The sequence below is a fragment of the Mycobacterium sp. KBS0706 genome (assembly GCF_005938675.2).
Classification (GTDB): Bacteria; Pseudomonadota; Alphaproteobacteria; order DSM-16000; family Inquilinaceae; genus Inquilinus.
Map to the genome: position 1 here is coordinate 34,025 of NZ_VCCH02000061.1, position 16,814 is coordinate 50,838.

9 protein-coding genes and 1 pseudogene are annotated in these 16,814 nt (G+C 70.8%); 7 read left to right on the forward strand and 3 right to left on the reverse strand.

Annotated features, from left to right (window positions below; all coding sequences use genetic code 11):
* Positions 1 to 19: 19 nt before the first annotated feature.
* The 3 genes from FFK22_RS27610 to rpmG all read left to right on the forward strand — a co-directional run bounded on the left by FFK22_RS27610 (position 20) and on the right by rpmG (position 8,786).
* Positions 20 to 1,582 carry a S41 family peptidase gene (locus tag FFK22_RS27610; protein WP_138890085.1) on the forward strand — a complete coding sequence of 521 codons (1,563 nt, stop codon included), beginning with the start codon at positions 20 to 22 and terminating at the stop codon, positions 1,580 to 1,582.
* A gap of 395 nt (positions 1,583 to 1,977) precedes the next feature.
* Complete coding sequence (locus tag FFK22_RS27615; RefSeq protein WP_138890084.1) at positions 1,978 to 8,490, forward strand: hypothetical protein; 6,513 nt, start codon at positions 1,978 to 1,980, stop codon at positions 8,488 to 8,490.
* Between the two features lie 128 nt (positions 8,491 to 8,618).
* A complete protein-coding gene (gene rpmG, locus FFK22_RS27620; protein ID WP_138890083.1) occupies positions 8,619 to 8,786 on the forward strand; it encodes a 50S ribosomal protein L33 in 168 nt (55 codons plus the stop codon).
* Between the two features lie 98 nt (positions 8,787 to 8,884).
* Here the strand turns inward: rpmG and FFK22_RS27625 are convergent, their stop codons facing one another.
* The gene (locus FFK22_RS27625; protein WP_138890082.1) at positions 8,885 to 9,250 is read right to left on the reverse strand and encodes a response regulator; all 366 of its coding nucleotides are present in this window, start codon (positions 9,248 to 9,250) and stop codon (positions 8,885 to 8,887) included.
* Positions 9,251 to 9,406: 156 nt separating this feature from the next.
* On the opposite strand from FFK22_RS27625, the gene FFK22_RS27630 reads away from it, so the two are divergent.
* Positions 9,407 to 10,705, forward strand: a complete 1,299-nt coding sequence (locus FFK22_RS27630) for a DNA polymerase IV (RefSeq protein WP_138890081.1) — start codon at positions 9,407 to 9,409, stop codon at positions 10,703 to 10,705.
* Between the two features lie 128 nt (positions 10,706 to 10,833).
* The gene (locus FFK22_RS27635; RefSeq protein WP_138890080.1) at positions 10,834 to 11,541 is read left to right on the forward strand and encodes a superoxide dismutase; all 708 of its coding nucleotides are present in this window, start codon (positions 10,834 to 10,836) and stop codon (positions 11,539 to 11,541) included.
* 6 nt (positions 11,542 to 11,547) lie between these two features.
* Here FFK22_RS27635 and FFK22_RS27640 read toward each other — a convergent pair whose 3' ends face one another.
* Positions 11,548 to 12,357, reverse strand: a complete 810-nt coding sequence (locus FFK22_RS27640) for an EipB family protein (RefSeq protein WP_138890079.1) — start codon at positions 12,355 to 12,357, stop codon at positions 11,548 to 11,550.
* A gap of 55 nt (positions 12,358 to 12,412) precedes the next feature.
* Positions 12,413 to 14,212 carry an aspartate--tRNA ligase gene (gene aspS, locus FFK22_RS27645; RefSeq protein ID WP_138890078.1) on the reverse strand — a complete coding sequence of 600 codons (1,800 nt, stop codon included), beginning with the start codon at positions 14,210 to 14,212 and terminating at the stop codon, positions 12,413 to 12,415.
* Between the two features lie 135 nt (positions 14,213 to 14,347).
* Between aspS and FFK22_RS27650 the strand changes: the two genes are divergently transcribed.
* Both FFK22_RS27650 and FFK22_RS27655 read left to right on the forward strand, forming a co-directional pair.
* Entirely contained in the window at positions 14,348 to 15,853 is a 1,506-nt protein-coding gene (locus tag FFK22_RS27650) for an alpha/beta hydrolase (RefSeq protein WP_186002687.1), read from the forward strand.
* A gap of 77 nt (positions 15,854 to 15,930) precedes the next feature.
* Positions 15,931 to 16,814: pseudogene (locus FFK22_RS27655) on the forward strand (hypothetical protein); the annotation flags it as partial.

Genomic DNA, 16,814 nt, shown 5'->3' on the forward strand with positions numbered 1-16,814 from the left:
AGTGTTTTGTCAGAAGCGGTTGGCGGCGGTTGTTGCGGCGCTGCTGGTGCTTTCCGGCTGCCTTGCCTCCGCCCCGGACTCCCCGGCGCCCCAGGCCGACGCGCAGACCCGTGACGGCGGCCATTTCGCCGACCCGTCTGTGTTCACCGTCGGCTTCGACCGCATCCAGGAAGTCTATCTGGTCAAGGAAGATTTCGGGAAGCTGGCGCTGGACGGGCTGAACGGCCTGTCCAAGATCGACGACGCGCTCAGCGTCCGCCGCGACGGCGGCCGGGTGCAGTTGATCCGCACCGGCCATGTGGTCGGGGATTTCGACTCGCCCGCGCCCGATTCCGCCTATGACTGGGGCACGCTGGTCGCCTCCACCCTCGACTCGGCCTCGCTGGCATCGCCGAAGGTCGCCTCCGCCGGCAGCGAGGCCGCCTACCAGGCAGTCTATGACGCGCTCCTGTCCGACCTCGACCCCTATTCCCGCTACGTCAACCCGGACCGCGCGCGCGACGACCGCGCCCAGCGCGACGGCTACACCGGCGTCGGCATCGCGCTCAGCCAGGACGAGAAGGGCCGGCCGGTGATCGGCGATGTGTTCCCGGACACGCCGGCCGCACGCGCCAACCTGCTGAAGGGCTCGTCGATCGTCGCCGTCGACGGCGTGTCGGTGGAGGATGCGAAGGTCGACGAGATCGCCGACCTGATGCGCGGGCCGGTCGGCACCAAGGTCGACCTGACCGTGCGCGAGCCCAAGGGCGGCAGCCGCACCGTCACCATGACCCGCGCCAAGGTGATCGAGAACATGGTGCGCAGCGAGGTGCGCAACAACGTCGTCGTCGTCAAGCTCCTCCGCTACAACACCACCGCCGCCGCCGCGGTGCGCAACACCGTGACCGGCCTGCTGCGCGGCCTCGACGGCCGGGCCCGCGGCATCATCATCGATCTGCGCGGCAATCCGGGCGGCCTGCTCGACCAGTCGGTGGCGCTGGCCGACATGTTCATGGACCACGGCCAGATCGTCTCGACCCGGGGCCGCAACCCGGACAGCGACCAGAGCTTCAGCGCCCGCGACGGCGACATCTCCGGCCACCTGCCGCTGGCCCTGCTGGTAGACGGCCATTCGGCCTCGGCGGCGGAGGTCACGGCCGCGGCGCTGCAGGATGCCGACCGGGCGATCCTGGTCGGCTCCACCTCCTTCGGCAAGGGCAGCGTCCAGACCGTGACCCGGCTGCCGAACGACGGCGAGCTGTTCCTGACCTGGAGCCGGATCTACGCACCGTCGGGCTACACCTGGCACCGCCAGGGCATCCTGCCGACCGTGTGCACCAGCGGCAACGGCACCGACGCCAAGGCGCTGATCCAGGCCTTCCGCGCCGGCCAGCTGCCGCGCATGGCCGATGCGGCGGCGGAGCGCTTCCGGGCGCCGGATGACGACACGGCGCTGCGCCGCGTGCGTGCCGCCTGTCCGTGGCAGGTGCATGACGCCGATCTCGATCTCGATGTGGCGATCGGCCTGATCAGCGACCCGGCCCTCTACGCCCAGGCCCTGGGCTCGCAGGACCGCGGCACCGTCGCCGTCCACGCGCAGTAAAAAGCGGCCGGCTCGTCCCTGGATCGTCGGGCTCCCCAAGCGCGCCTCCGCCGGGCTGAGGCGCCGGCTCCTGCATCCTGATCGCTGACTGACAGCCTTGCTTCGACCGTGCCGGCAGGAGGCCTGTGACGTCTTTCCGATCCATGCCCGACGCGAGCGACTGCGTGCTCTAGTCAAGGCCCGACCGGGGGCCATCGGCGTCCGGACCTCCTATCCTCAGTTGCCTTTCGGATGCGCATCCGCGTCACCGATTTGTCTGATCTTCCTACCAGAGTATGCGGAATACGTGATAAATCCTTTTCATTCGTGTCTGCCTGGGCCAACCGGGCGCATTTCGAAGCCCGGCCGCTCCCAATAGAACCGGCGGCGCCGACCGGCGAAGCAGGAGGACGAACGTGACCCAGACCCTCAACGGCACCGCCGGCGCTGATACCCTCACCGGAACCAACCCGGGCGATGCGGCCAACCCGGACGGCATCGACATCATCAATGGCGGCGGGGGCAACGACACGCTCAGCGGGCTGGGCGGGAACGACATCATCCAGGGCGGCCTGGGCGCCGACACCATGAGCGGCGGCGCCGGCTTCGACACGGTCAGCTACGCCAACGCCACCGCGGGCATCGGGCTGGCGCTGAACTCCGCCGGCAGCTTCGGCGAGTCCGTGGGCGACAAGATGACCGGCTTCGAGGCTGTGATCGGCAGCGCCTTCAACGACCAGATCGCCGGCGACACCGGGACCAACACGATCGATGGCGGCGCCGGCAACGACTACATCCAGATCAGCGGCGGCGCCGACACGCTGATCGGCGGCAGCGGCAGCCAGGACATCCTCGACGCCCGCGCCTGGGGCGGGTCGATGACCATCAACCTGGTCGCCGGGACCGCGACCGGGGGCGTCACCCTATCCGGCTTCGAATGGATCCTGGCCACGAATTTCAGCGACATCCTGACCGCCAACCAGAATGTCAACACGACGCTGGCCGGCTTCGTCGGCAACGACACGCTCAACGGCGGCGACGCCGATGACGCGCTGTACGGCGACAGCTACGCCGGCATCAACGGCACCGGCAACGACACGCTCAGCGGCGGCGCCGGCGGCGACACGCTCGAAGGCGGCGATCTCGCCGACGTGCTGAACGGCGGCACCGGCATCGACACCGCCGCCTATGGCGGGTCCGGCGTCGGGGTGACCGTCAACCTGGTCACCGGCACCGGCACGGGCGGCCATGCCGAGGGCGACACGCTGACCGCGATCGAGAACCTCGACGGCTCAAACCTCGCCGACACCCTGATCGGCAACACCGGCGCCAACCGGCTTCGCGGCGGCAACGGCGACGACCTGCTCAACGGCGGCGCCGGGGCCGACTCGCTGCAGGGCGGCAACGGCATCGACACCGCGACCTATGCCGCGTCGGCCGCCGCGGTGACCGCCAATCTGACGTCGGGCACCGGCACCGGGGGCGACGCCCAGGGCGACGCGCTGACCGCCATCGAGAACCTCATCGGCTCGGCCCTGAACGACACTCTGATCGGCAGCGCCGAGGCCAACGCGCTGACCGGCGGCAACGGCAACGATCTGCTTCGCGGCGGTGCCGGGGCCGATGCCCTCACCGGCGGCAACGGCACGGACACCGCCGACTACACCGGCTCGGCGGCGGCGGTCGCCGTCAACCTGCTGACCGGCACGGGCACTGGCGGCGACGCCCAGGGCGACACGCTGGCGACGATCGAGAACCTCACCGGCTCGGCCCTGAACGACACGCTGATCGGCAATGCCGCGGCCAATGTGCTGAGCGGCGGCGACGGCAACGACACGCTTCGCGGCGGCGCCGGCGCCGATGTCCTCAACGGCGGCAACGGTGCGGACACCGCCGACTACACCGGCTCGGCCGCGGCCGTGTCGGTCAACCTGCAGACCGGGGCGGTCTCCGGCGGCGATGCCGCGGGCGACACGCTGACCAGCATCGAGAACGCCACCGGCTCGGCCCTGAACGACACGCTGATCGGCTCGACCGGGGCCAATGCGCTGAACGGCGGCGACGGCAACGACCTGCTCCGCGGCGGGGCCGGGGCCGACGCCCTCACCGGCGGCAACGGCACGGACACCGCCGACTACACCGGCTCGGCGGCGGCGGTCGCCGTCAACCTGCTGACCGGCACGGGCACCGGTGGCGACGCCCAGGGCGACACGCTGGCGACGATCGAGAACGTCACCGGCTCGGCCCTGAACGACACGCTGACCGGCAATGCCGGGGCGAATGTCCTGAACGGCGGCGACGGCAACGACACGCTCCAGGGCGGCGCCGGCGCCGATGCGCTGCAGGGCGGCAACGGCACCGACACCATCTCCTATGCCGCCTCCGCCGCGGGCGTCAGTCTCAGCCTCACCAGCGGTGTCACGTCGGGCGGGGATGCCGCGGGCGACAGCTTCAGCAGCATCGAGAACGTCCTCGGCTCGGCCTTCGCCGACGACATCAACGGCCAGGCCGGGGCGAATGTGCTGGATGGCGGTGCCGGCGACGACAGGCTCGCGGGCCGCGCCGGCGCGGACGTCCTGCGCGGCGGGGCCGGCAGCGATACGGCCTATTACATCGCGACCGGCAGCGTCACCATCAACCTCGCCACCAACACCGCCGCGGGCGGCGATGCCGCCGGCGACACCTTCGACAGCATCGAGAACCTCTCCGGCTCGAACCAGGCCGACACCCTGACCGGCGATGCCGGGGCCAACATCCTCGACGGTGTCGCCGGCAACGACCTGCTCGACGGCGGCGCCGGCGGCGACACGCTGATCGGCGGCGACGGCATCGACACGGTGACCTATGCGGCCTCCGCGGCGGGCATCACGGTCAGCCTGTCGACCAACACCGCGACCGGCGGCGATGCCCAGGGCGACAGCTTCAGCGGCATCGAGAACATCACCGGCTCGGCCTTCGCCGATCAGATCAACGGCAGTGCCGGGGTGAACGTCCTGATCGGCGGCGCCGGCGACGACGTGCTGTCGGGACGCGGCGGCGCCGACAATCTGCAGGGCGGGCTCGGCACCGACACGGCCAACTACATCGCGTCCTCCGTCGGCGTCACGGTCAATCTCGCGACCAACACCGCGACGGGCGGCGATGCCCAGGGCGACACCTTCAGCGCCGTCGAGGGCGTCAGCGGTTCCAACCACGCCGACATCCTGACCGGCAATGCCGGGTTCAACGCCCTCTCCGGCGCCGGCGGGGACGACCTGCTCGACGGCGGCGAGGGCGCTGATCTGATGGACGGCGGCACCGGTATCGACACGGTGACCTATGCCGCCTCGACTGCGGCCGTCACGGTCAATCTGACGACCGGGAGCGGCGCAGGCGGCTATGCCCAGGGCGACGTGCTGACGACGATCGAGATCCTGATCGGCTCGGCCCTCAACGACACCCTGACGGGCAGCGCCGCGGCCAATGTGCTGAACGGCGGCAACGGCAACGATCTGCTCCAGGGCGGCGCCGGGGCCGACACACTGACCGGCGGCGCCGGAACGGACACCGCGAGCTATGCCGGCTCCGCCGCCGCTGTGGTGGTCACGGTCAACGGCGCGGCCTCGGGCGGCGACGCCGCGGGCGACACGATGACCGGCATCGAGAATCTGACCGGCTCGGCCCTGAACGACACTCTGACGGGCGATGCCGGGGCGAATGTCCTGGCCGGCGGCGACGGCAACGACACGCTCCAGGGCAGTGCCGGCGCCGACACGCTGGCCGGCGGCGCCGGCATCGACACGGCAAGCTACGCCGGGTCCAGCGCCGCAGTCGTCGTCACGGTCAACGGCGCGGCCTCGGGCGGCGACGCCGCGGGCGACACCTTGAGCAACATCCAGAACCTGACCGGCTCGGCCTTCGCCGACACGCTGACCGGCGACGCCGGGGCGAATGTGCTGGCCGGCGGCGATGGCAACGACACGCTCCAGGGTCTCGGCGGCGCCGACGTGCTGCAGGGCGGCAATGGCACCGACACGGCGTCCTATGCCGCCTCGGCCGCGGGCGTCAATCTCAGCCTCTCGTCCAACGCCGCGGCAGGCGGCGACGCCGAAGGCGACAGCTTCAACAGCATCGAGAACATCATCGGATCGGCCTTCGCCGACACGATCAACGGCAGTGCCGGGGTGAACGTCCTGGATGGCGGCGCCGGCGACGACATCCTGGCGGGCCGCGGCGGTGCCGACGTCCTGCGTGGCGGGACCGGCAGCGACACGGCCAACTACATCGCGTCCGCAGCCGTCACGATCAATCTCGCGACCAACACCGCCACCGGCGGCGATGCCGCCGGCGACATCTTCGACAGCATCGAGAATCTCTCCGGCTCGAACCAGGCCGATACCCTGACCGGCAATGCCGGGGCCAACACCCTCTCCGGCGCCGGCGGAGACGACCTGCTCGCGGGCGGCGCCGGAGCCGACGCGCTGGACGGCGGCGCGGGCACCGACACGGCGACCTATGCCGCCTCCGCCGCGGGTGTCACGGTCAACCTGCTGGCCGGAACCGGCACCGGCGGCGACGCCCAGGGCGACACGCTGACGGCGATCGAGAACGTCACCGGCTCGGCCTTCAACGACACGCTGACCGGCGATGCCGGGGCGAATGTCCTGGCCGGCGGCAACGGCGACGATGTGCTCCAGGGCGGCGCCGGGGCTGACACTCTGGCCGGCGGCGCCGGCATCGACACGGCAAGCTACGCCGGGTCCAGCGCCGCAGTCGTCGTCACGGTCAACGGCGCGGCCTCGGGCGGCGACGCCGCGGGCGACACCTTGAGCAACATCCAGAACCTGATCGGGTCGGCCTTCGGCGACACGCTGACGGGCGACGCCGGGGCGAATGTCCTGGCCGGCGGCGACGGCGACGACACGCTCCAGGGCGGCGCCGGCGGCGACGCGCTGCAGGGCGGCAATGGCAACGATACCATCTCCTATGCCGCTTCCGCCGCGGGCGTCTCGCTCAGCCTCTCCAGCAACACCGCGTCGGGCGGCGATGCCGAAGGCGACAGCTTCAGCAGCATCGAGAACGTCATCGGTTCGGCCTTCGCCGATACCATCAACGGCCAAGCCGGGGCGAATGTCCTGGATGGCGGCGCCGGCGACGATGTGCTGGCGGGCCGCGGCGGCGCCGACGTCCTGCGCGGCGGCGCCGGCAGCGACACGGCCAGCTACATCGCGACCGGCAGCGTCACGATCAACCTCGCCACCAACACCGCCTCGGGCGGCGATGCCCAGGGCGACAGCTTCGACAGCATCGAGAATCTCTCCGGCTCGAACCAAGCCGATACCCTGACCGGCAACGCCGCGGCCAACATCCTCGACGGCGGCGCCGGCAACGACCTGCTCGCCGGCGGCGCCGGGGCCGACACGCTGACCGGCGGCGCGGGCACCGACACGGCGAGCTATGTCGGGTCGGCCGCGGGCGTCACGGTCAACCTCGCGGCCGGCACTGCGACGGGCGGCGACGCTGCAGGCGACACCTTCAACAGCATCGAGAGCCTCATCGGCTCAGCCTTCGCCGACGCGCTGACCGGCGATGCCGGGGCCAATGCGTTGAGCGGCGGCGACGGCGACGACCTGCTCGTCGGCGGTGCCGGGGCGGATGCCCTCGCCGGCGGCAATGGGGTCGACACGGCGAACTATGCGGCCTCCGCCGCCGGGATCGTCATCGACCTCACGGCCGGCACCGGCACGGGGGGCGACGCCCAGGGCGACACGCTGACCGGCATCGAGAACCTCGTCGGGTCGAGCTTCGTCGACCGGCTGTACGGCTCCGCGGCGGTGAACGACCTGCGCGGCGGCGACGGCGACGACCAGCTCCGCGGCGGGGCGGGGGCCGACGTCCTCGACGGCGGCAACGGCTCGGACTTCGCCAACTACCAGGAGTCGGCGGCGGCGGTCTCGGTCAACCTGCTGACCGGCACGGCCTCGGGCGGCGACGCCGCGGGCGACAGGCTGACCGGCATCGAGAACCTGTACGGGTCGAGCCATGACGACCAGCTGACCGGCAACGATGCGCGCAACATCATCGGCGGCGAGCTCGGCAACGACACGCTCGTGGGCAATGGCGGCGACGACGTGCTCTCCGGCGAGGACGGCAACGACGCGCTCTCCGGCGGCGACGGCGCCGACCGGCTGGTCGGCGCGGCGGGGACCGACACCATCCATGGCGGCATCGGCGATGACTCGATCGATGCCGGCAGCGAGAACGACCAGGTCTTCGGCGAGGACGGCCACGACAGCATCTATGGCGGCGCCGGCGACGACCAGCTCGACGGCGGAGCCGGCAACGACACGATCGAAGGGGCGGCCGGGGCCGACACGATCATCGGCGGTGAGGGCATCGACACGGCGGCCTATGCCGGCTCCGCCGCCGGGGTGAATGTGAACCTGGCGACGGAGGCCGTCTCCGGCGGCGATGCTGCGGGCGACTCTCTCGTCAGTATCGAGCAGGTGCTGGGCTCGGGCTTCGCCGACACGCTGACCGGCGACGCGGGCGCCAACACCCTGTGGGGCCAGGGCGGCGACGACGTGCTCACCGGCGGCGGCGGCGGCGACCTGCTGAAGGGCGGGGCGGGCAACGACAGCTTCGTGTACACCGCCCTGTCCGACAGCACCGTCTCCGGTGCCGGCAAGGACACCATCGCCGACTTCGCGACCGGCGACAGGATCGACCTGTCGGCGATCGATGCCGACGGCAACGAGGCCAACGGCGACACCGCCTTCACCTTCACCTTCGGCGCCGGCGCCTTCACCGGCACGGCCGGCGAGGTGCGGGTGCTGACGTCCGGGGACATCCAGGTGGTGTATGCCGATACGGATGGCGACAAGCTGGTGGACTTCGCCATCAACGTCGCCTCCGACCACGCCCTGACGGCGAGCGACTTCGCGCTTTAGCCGCTGCAGCCCGGGCGCTATCGGCGTCCGGGCCATCGCCGCACTTGACTCGGGCGGCGCGGACGCTATGGTGCGCGCTTCCCGGCCCGTGATGCGGCGCCGAGCAGAGTCATATTGGGACCAGCATCATGGCCAAGCCGAGCACCATCAAGATCCGCCTGAACAGCACCGCGGACACCGGTTTCTTCTACGTCACCACGAAGAACCCGAAGACCAAGACCGAGAAGCTGACGCTGAAGAAGTACGACCCGGTCGTGCGCAAGCATGTCGACTTCAAGGAAGGCAAGATCAAGTAAGGAACGCCGTCCGGTCGCCCGACCGGATGCCACTCTTCGCTTGACCGATCAGGCCCCGCCGGCGGCGGGGCTTTTTGCTTGCCTGCGCGCTGCCGGCCTCAATCCAGATGCCGGCGCACCGTGGCGATGAAGCCGGCGACGCTGATCGGCTTCGAGATGTAGTCGTCGCAGCCGCCGGCGCGCACCATCGCCTCGTCGCCCTTCATCGCCAGCGCCGTCACCGCGATCACCGGGATCGCCGCCAGATCCCGGTCGGCCTTGAGCCATCGCGTCACCTCCAGCCCCGAGATCTCGGGCAGCTGGATGTCGAGCAGGATCAGGTCGGGCCGGTGCGCCCGCGCCAGCGCCATCACCTCCGAGGCGCTGTCGGTGGCGACCGTGGCGTAGCCATTGGCCTCGAGCACGTCGACGAACAGCTTCCGGTTGAGATCGTTGTCCTCGACGATCAGCACGGTCTTCGGCATGGCCCGGTCCCCCGGCGCCCGCAACCGGACGCCCCCGGACCAGAATCGGTGCGGCACGCGGCGTTGTAAAGATCCGCGATCGGAGACCGGTGCGGATCCGGTACAAAACGGGTACAATCGCGCCATGTCCGATCTCGTGACACCGCGGCCAGCCCGATGACTCCGAAGCCGGACCGGGCCGGGCTGCTGCCCGGCCTGTGCCGGGACTGCGGCACCCATCCGCCGCCGGGCGCGCGGCGCTGCGCCCGCTGCGGGTCGCCGCGTCTGGTCCGGCATGCCGAATTGCACGCGCTGAGCATCGCCCATCTCGACTGCGACGCCTTCTACGCCACGGTGGAGAAGCGTGACCGGCCGGATCTGGCGGACCGGCCGGTGATCGTCGGCGGCGGGGTGCGCGGCGTGGTCTCGGCCGCCTGCTATGTCGCCCGGCTGTACGGCGTGCGCTCGGCCATGCCGATGTTCAAGGCGCTGGAGGCCTGCCCCGACGCCGTGGTGCTGCGCCCGGACATGGCGAAGTACGCCGGGGTCAGCCGGCAGATCCGTGCCCTGTTCCTGGCCGCGACGCCGAAGGTCGAGCCGCTGTCGCTGGACGAGGCCTTCCTCGACCTCACCGGCACCCAGGCGCTGCACGGCCGCAGCCCGGCCGAGACCTGCGCCGCCATCGCCCGCCAGGTCGAGCGCGAGATCGGCGTCACCCTGTCGATCGGGCTGGCGCCGAACAAGATGCTGGCCAAGATCGCGTCGGACCTGGACAAGCCGCGCGGCTTCGCCGTGATCGGCCGGGCCGACGCCATGGCCTTCCTGGCCGACAAGCCGGCCGGCATCATCCCCGGCGTCGGCAAGGTGATGCGCGAGAAGCTGTTCAGCGACGGCATCCGCACGGTCGGCGACCTGCGCCGGCTGGACGAAGGCGCGCTGGTCCGCCGCTTCGGCGTGTTCGGCCGGCGCCTCTACCGCTATGCCCGCGGCGAGGACCAGCGGCCGGTCGATCCGGACGGCGAGACCAAGAGCGTCTCGGCCGAGACCACCTTCAACACCGACATCCAGCACTCGCAGGCGCTGCTGCGCGAGCTGTGGCCGCTGTGCGAAACCGTGGCGACGCGGCTGAAGAAGCACGACTTGGCCGGCGGCACCGTGGTGCTGAAGCTGAAGACCGCCGGCTTCCGGCAGCTGACCCGCAGCCACCGCCTCGCCGACCCGACCCAGCTGGCCGAGGCGATCTGGCGCGTCGCCGTGCCGATGGTCGAGCAGGCGGCGAACGGCGAGGCCTTCCGGCTGATCGGCATCGGCTGCACCGACCTGGTCGAGGGCCGCCTGGCCGACCCGCCGGACCTGCTGGACCCCGCCCCCGCCCGCCGCCGCGCGGTCGAGGAGGCGATGGACGAGATGCGCCGCAAGCTGGGCCCGGACGTCATCGCCAAGGGCCGCTCCGGCCTGCCGCGCCGCCCGGGGTAGGCCGTCGCGTCCTTCCGTCGCGGCAGATTCCCTCTGTGCGGCGGCCTCTGGTCGGGGGAAGACTCCGCCCCACCTGCTGTCCACGCGATCCGCCGGCACGGCCGGTGTCTAACCGAGGAAGCCTTGCGATGAACCGACGTGATGCCCTGACGCTGGGTGGGGCCGCCGCTCTCGCCGCCACCGTCGTCCGGATCGGCGCCCCGCGCCCGGCCATGGCCCAGACCGCCGCGGCGGCGCCGGCCGGCCCGTTCAAGCAGCCGCCGCTGCCGTTCAAGGAGGACGCGCTGGCGCCGACCATCGGCGCCGAGACCGTCGGCCTGCATTACGGCAAGCACCACAAGGCCTATTTCGACGCGCTGAACAAGCTCGCCGCCGGCACGCCCTATGAATCGATGACCCTGGCCGAGGTGGTGGTGAAGTCGGCCTCGGCCAAGGATGCGGCGGTGTTCAACCAGGCCGGCCAGGCCTGGAACCACAACCTGTACTGGGAGCAGTTCACCCCCGGCGGGCCGAAGGCGCCGCAGGGCCGGCTGGCCGACGCCATCGGCGAGTCCTTCGGCGACCAGGCCGCGCTGGTCAAGGCCGCCACCGAGGCGGCGGCCAAGGTGTTCGGCAGCGGCTGGGTCTGGCTGGTGGCCGATGCCGGCAAGCTGGAGCTGGTCGGCACCTCGAACGCCGATTCGCCCTTCGCCCATGGCGGCCAGCCGCTGTTCGGCATCGACGTCTGGGAGCACGCCTATTATCTGGACTACCAGAACCGCCGCGCCGACCACGTCAAGGCGGTGCTGGAGACCGTGGTCAACTGGTCGGTGGTGTCGGACCGGTTGGGGGCCTGAGGCGCCTCAATCGCAGCGCGGCGCGGCGATCGGCTCCAGCGTGTCCAGCTTCGCCGCCATGGCGAAGTCGCCGTAGTCGATCACGATGCGGTCGGCGATGCCGTTCTCGAACAGGCGCTGGCGCAGCTCGTAGTCGGGCTGCTCCGCGCTCTTGTCCTTGTCGGCTTTGCCGACGGTGAAGAAAGCCATGACGACCGGATGCGACGGCCCCTGCCGCAGCGAGTCGGCAGCCGGGTCGCCCGGCTGCTCACGGCCGATCGCGACGCTGACATATTGCGGCCCGTCGGTGGAGCTGCCGTCGAAGAAGCCGGCGGTGAAGATCGACTGGCCCTGCCGCATCGCCTCGACCAGCCGCTGCATATGGGTCGTCGGGAACAGGCTGCCGGCCGGCAGCGCCTGCTTCAGGTCGGCCGGCGTCTTGAACACGGCATCGCCGCCCCCGGCGCCGTCCAGCCGCGCCGTGCCGCGGATGTCCTCCTTGTCCTCGCCATTGGTCGAGGAGCTGAGATTGTAGGTGAGCTCGTGCCCGTCGGCGGATTCCCAGCCGGCGTAGCGGGTCTTGCGGGTCAGCGTGTCGCCCGAGGCGTAGACCATCGCCACCTGGTAGTTCTGCTCGAAGCTGGAGCCGTCGCAGGCCGCGGCCCAGCGATACTCCATCTGGCCCGCGATCGAGATCACGCTGCGCTGGCCGCGCGTCATGTCGAGGGTCAGGGAATACACCGCCCGATGCGGCTGCAGCGCCGCCGCCGGGGCGGCCTGGGCCGCACCGGACAGCAGCAGGAGGGCGAGGGCGGCGGATGGTGCGATGCGGGACATGCAGCATCTGAGCCCGAAGCCGCGAGCCGACGCAAGTGCTGCGGCGCGCGCCGCCTCAGTTCGCCTTCTTCGGCAGGTCGAGCTTGATGTGCAGCTCCTTCAGCCGGGCCGCGTCGACCTCGGCCGGGGCGCCCATCAGCAGGTCCTCGGCGCGCTGGTTCATCGGGAAGGCGATGACCTCGCGGATGTTCGGCTCGTCCGCCAGCAGCATGACGATGCGGTCGATGCCGGGGGCCGAGCCGCCATGCGGCGGGGCGCCGAAGCGGAAGGCCGACAGCATGCCGCCGAACTTGGCCTCAAGCTCGTTGCGGCCGTAGCCGGCGATCTCGAACGCCTTGATCATGATCTCCGGCTTGTGGTTCCGGATCGCGCCCGAGGACAGCTCGACGCCGTTGCAGACGATATCGTACTGGAACGCGTTGATGGTCAGCGGGTCCTGCGTCTCCAACGCCTCCAGCCCGCCCTGCGGCATCGAGAACGGGTTGTGGCTGAAGTCGATCTGCCCGGTCTCCTCGTTCAGCTCGTACATCGGGAAGTCGACGATCCAGCAGAACTCGTAGCGGTCCGGGTCGATCAGCTCGAGCTCCTGCCCGATCCGGGTGCGGGCGAAGCCGGCCAGCTTGGCGGCCGCGGCCTCAAGGTCGGCGACGAAGAACACCGCGTCGCCATCCTCGGCGCCCGTCGCCTCGCGCAGCGCCGCCTGGGCGCCCGCCTCCAGGAACTTGGCGATCGGGCCTTTGCCCGCGCCGGCCTCGAACACGACGTAGCCGAGGCCCGGCGCCCCCTGCTCCTGCGCCCAGCCGTTCAGCTTGTCGAAGAAGCTGCGCGGCTTGTCGGCCACCTTCGGCGTGCGGATGGCACGCACCACGCCGCCCCTCTCGACCACGCCCTTGAAGGCGCGGAAGGTCACGTCCTCGCGGCCGAAGACGGCGGTGACGTCGGTGATCACCAGCGGGTTGCGCAGGTCCGGCTTGTCGTTGCCGTATTTCAGCATCGACTCGGCATAGGGGATGCGCGGGAAGGCGCCGGCGGTGACCGGCCGCTTCGTCCCGGTGAAGTCCGAGAACTCCTCGAACACGCCGCGCAGCACCGGCTCGATGGTCTGGAACACGTCTTCCTGGGTGACGTAGCTCATCTCGAAATCGAGCTGGTAGAACTCGCCCGGGGACCGGTCGGCGCGGCTGTCCTCGTCGCGGAAGCAGGGCGCGATCTGGAAGTAGCGGTCGAAGCCGGCCACCATCAGCAGCTGCTTGAACTGCTGCGGCGCCTGCGGCAGGGCGTAGAACTTGCCGGGGTGCTGGCGCGCCGGCACCAGGAAGTCGCGCGCGCCCTCCGGGCTCGACGCCGTCAGGATCGGCGTCTGGAACTCACGGAAGCCCTGGTCGATCATGCGGCGGCGGATCGAGGAGATGACCTCGCTGCGCAGCACGATGTTGCGCTGCATCTTCTGCCGGCGCAGGTCGAGGAAGCGGTTGCGCAGGCGGATGTCCTCGCCAGCGTCCTCGTCCGACGCCACCTGCAGCGGCACCACCTGGGCGGCCGACTGCAGCACGAAGTCGTCGATCCGCACCTCGATGCCGCCGGTCGGCAGCTTGTCGTTGGACGTCTCGGCGCTGCGCTTGACCACGGTGCCGGTGATGGTGACGACGCTCTCGACCCGCACCGCCTCGGCCGCCGCGAAATGCGGGCTGTCGGTGTCGACCACGCATTGCGTCAGGCCGTAATGGTCGCGCAGGTCGAGGAACAGCAGATTGCCATGGTCGCGCTTGCGATGGACCCAGCCCGACAGGCGGACGGTCTCGCCGGCCTGTTCGGGACGAAGCTGGCCGCAGGTGTGGGTGCGGTAGGCGTGCATGGGGATGCTCTCGGACCAGGGCAGAAACGCCGGTCAGTGACACTGCGCGCGCCGGCCTGTCAAGCCGCGGCTCGACGCCCCTGCCCTGCCTCCGGCAGAATGGCTGCCATTTCGCCTGGTTCCGAGCCCGATAGCATGCGCTGGATTTTCGTCCTCCTGCTTTTTCTCGCCGCCGGCAGCGCCCTCGCGGAGGAGTCCCGGCCACCCTTTTTCACCGCCGACGACTGTCCGGCCGGCACGACCCTCCCGAAGGGTGTCACCGCGGACTGCGGCACCGTCACCGTTCTGGAAGACCGCGCTAGGCCGGACGGCCCGCGCATCCGCCTGCGGGTGGCGACGCTGTGGCGGACGGGCCAGGATCTGCGGCCGGCCCCGCTGCTGTACATCAATGGCGGGCCGGGTTTGTGGACAGGCTTGGATGCAGAGGGGCTCATGAACTGGGCACGCGCGGTCAAAGAGCAGGACTGGCTCGGCAACCGCCGCCTTGTGCTGTTCGACCCGCGCGGTGTCGGCGCGTCTCAGATCCTGCCCGCGTCCTGCGGTCGGTTGGACCAGTTTCTGATGCTGGAAATCCTGGACCATACCTCACGGTCCGACGAGAGATGGCGGGCCTCCTTTCGGGAGAAGGCCGAGACTTGCTGGTCCCGCTTCCGGCAGGCCGGATATGACCCCGGCCGGATCACGACCGCGGACATGGCGGCGGATGTTGCGGATCTCCGCAGGGCATTTGGCTATGCCGCTTGGAATCTATGGGGCGTTTCGTTCGGATCGCGCGTCGCGCTGAGCGTGATGCGCGATCATCCGCAGGGCATCCGCGCGGTCATCCTCGATGGCGTGTGGCCCCCGGACGCGAATTTCTACGACTATGCCAGGAACACGGGCGAGGCCTTCGATGCCCTGATGGAGGCGTGTCGAACCGACACCATCTGCAACGCGGACTATCCCGACCTCGAACGACGCTTCCTGTCGCTCGCCGAGCGGCTCGATGCCCAACCTCTGACCGTCACGATCTTCGACGATGCGACGGCCCGGATCGATGGCTGGATGCTGCTGGACATCGCCGACCAGATGCTCCAATCCGGCGACAAGACGCGCTCCTTGCCAAGGCTGGTGGCGGAGCTGGAGGCTGGGGAGACCCGTCAGATCGTCGACGGCAAGCTGATCGAGGTCACCGACTTTGTCCGCAACGAAGACCGCTACGATCAGGCGGTCTATGCTTCGATCGCCTGTGCCGACACGTTTCCCGCCGACCCCGACTGGGTGGTGAAGGCCAGGTCTGCCGATCTCCGCTTCGGCGATCTGGTCTGGGATCCGACGGCCGATGGATATTGTGCGGCATGGCCGGTCCCCCGAAGCCCTGCAGCCGACGCCGCGCCGGTGACCAGCGACATCCCGGCGCTGCTGATCTCGGGGGCCTTCGATCCGCGCACCCCGCCGTCCTGGGCCGAGGCGGCGGTCAGACGGCTAGCCCACGGCTACAGCTTCGTCTTCCCAGGACAAGGGCATGGCGTCCTCGATCGCGGCCAGCCCTGCGCCCAATGGATTGCCGGCCGGTTCCTCGACGACCCGTCCCGTCGGCCTGACCACGACTGCTTCGCTCGCCTGGAGCCGCCGGTGTTCGAACCGCTGCCTCCGGGTTAACTCTCCGCGACTCGTCACCGAACCGACGCCTGCGCATGCTATCCTGGCCGCATGCGAGTCGAGGCTACGGATCCACGATGGCCGGCGTGACGGCCAGGGCGCAGCGGGCGCCGAATTCCCCCCAGGCCCGAGGGCCCCAGAGCCGGGCCGCCCAGGACCGGGTGACGGTCGACCTGTCGGCCGTGGTCGTGGCGGTGGCCGGGGAGACGCCGCGAGTGCTGGCGCTGCGCGGGCCGGACGGCGTCGACGCCCTGCCCGCCGGCCCGCTGGAGCCGCAGCACCGGACGCTGGAGCTGGGGCTGCGCGCCTGGGTCGAGGCCCAGACCGGCCAGCCGCTCGGCTATGTCGAGCAGCTCTACACCTTCGGTGACCGCGACCGGCACCTCGCCGGGCCGGGCCGGGTGCTGTCGGTCGGCTATCTGGCGCTGCTGCGCGAGGCGGCGCCGGCCGGCGACAGCTTGTGGAGCGACTGGTACCGCCACTTTCCGTGGGAGGACCGCCGCAGCGGCCGCCCGGAGCTCTTGGACCGGATCGAGCCGGCGCTGGCCGGCTGGGTCGAGGCGGCCGGGGCCGAGCCGGAGCGGCGGCGGCGCGAGGCCCGGCTGCGCCTCGCCTTCGGCCTCGGCGGCCTGCCCTGGGGCGAGGAGCGGGTGCTGGAGCGCTACGAGTTGATGTACGAGGCCGGGCTGGCCGCCGAGGCGCATCAGGACGGCACCCGTCCCGCCTGCCCGGCGCTGGCCGAGGGTGCGCCGATGGCGGCCGACCATCGCCGCATCCTGGCGACCGCGATCGGCCGGCTGCGCGGCAAGATCAAGTACCGGCCGGTGGTGTTCGAGCTGATGCCGCCGACCTTCACTTTGTCGCAGCTGCAGCGCACGGTCGAGGCGCTGGCAGGCTTGCGCCTGCACGCGCCCAACTTCCGACGCCTGGTCGACAGCCAGGGGCTGGTGGAGGAGACCGG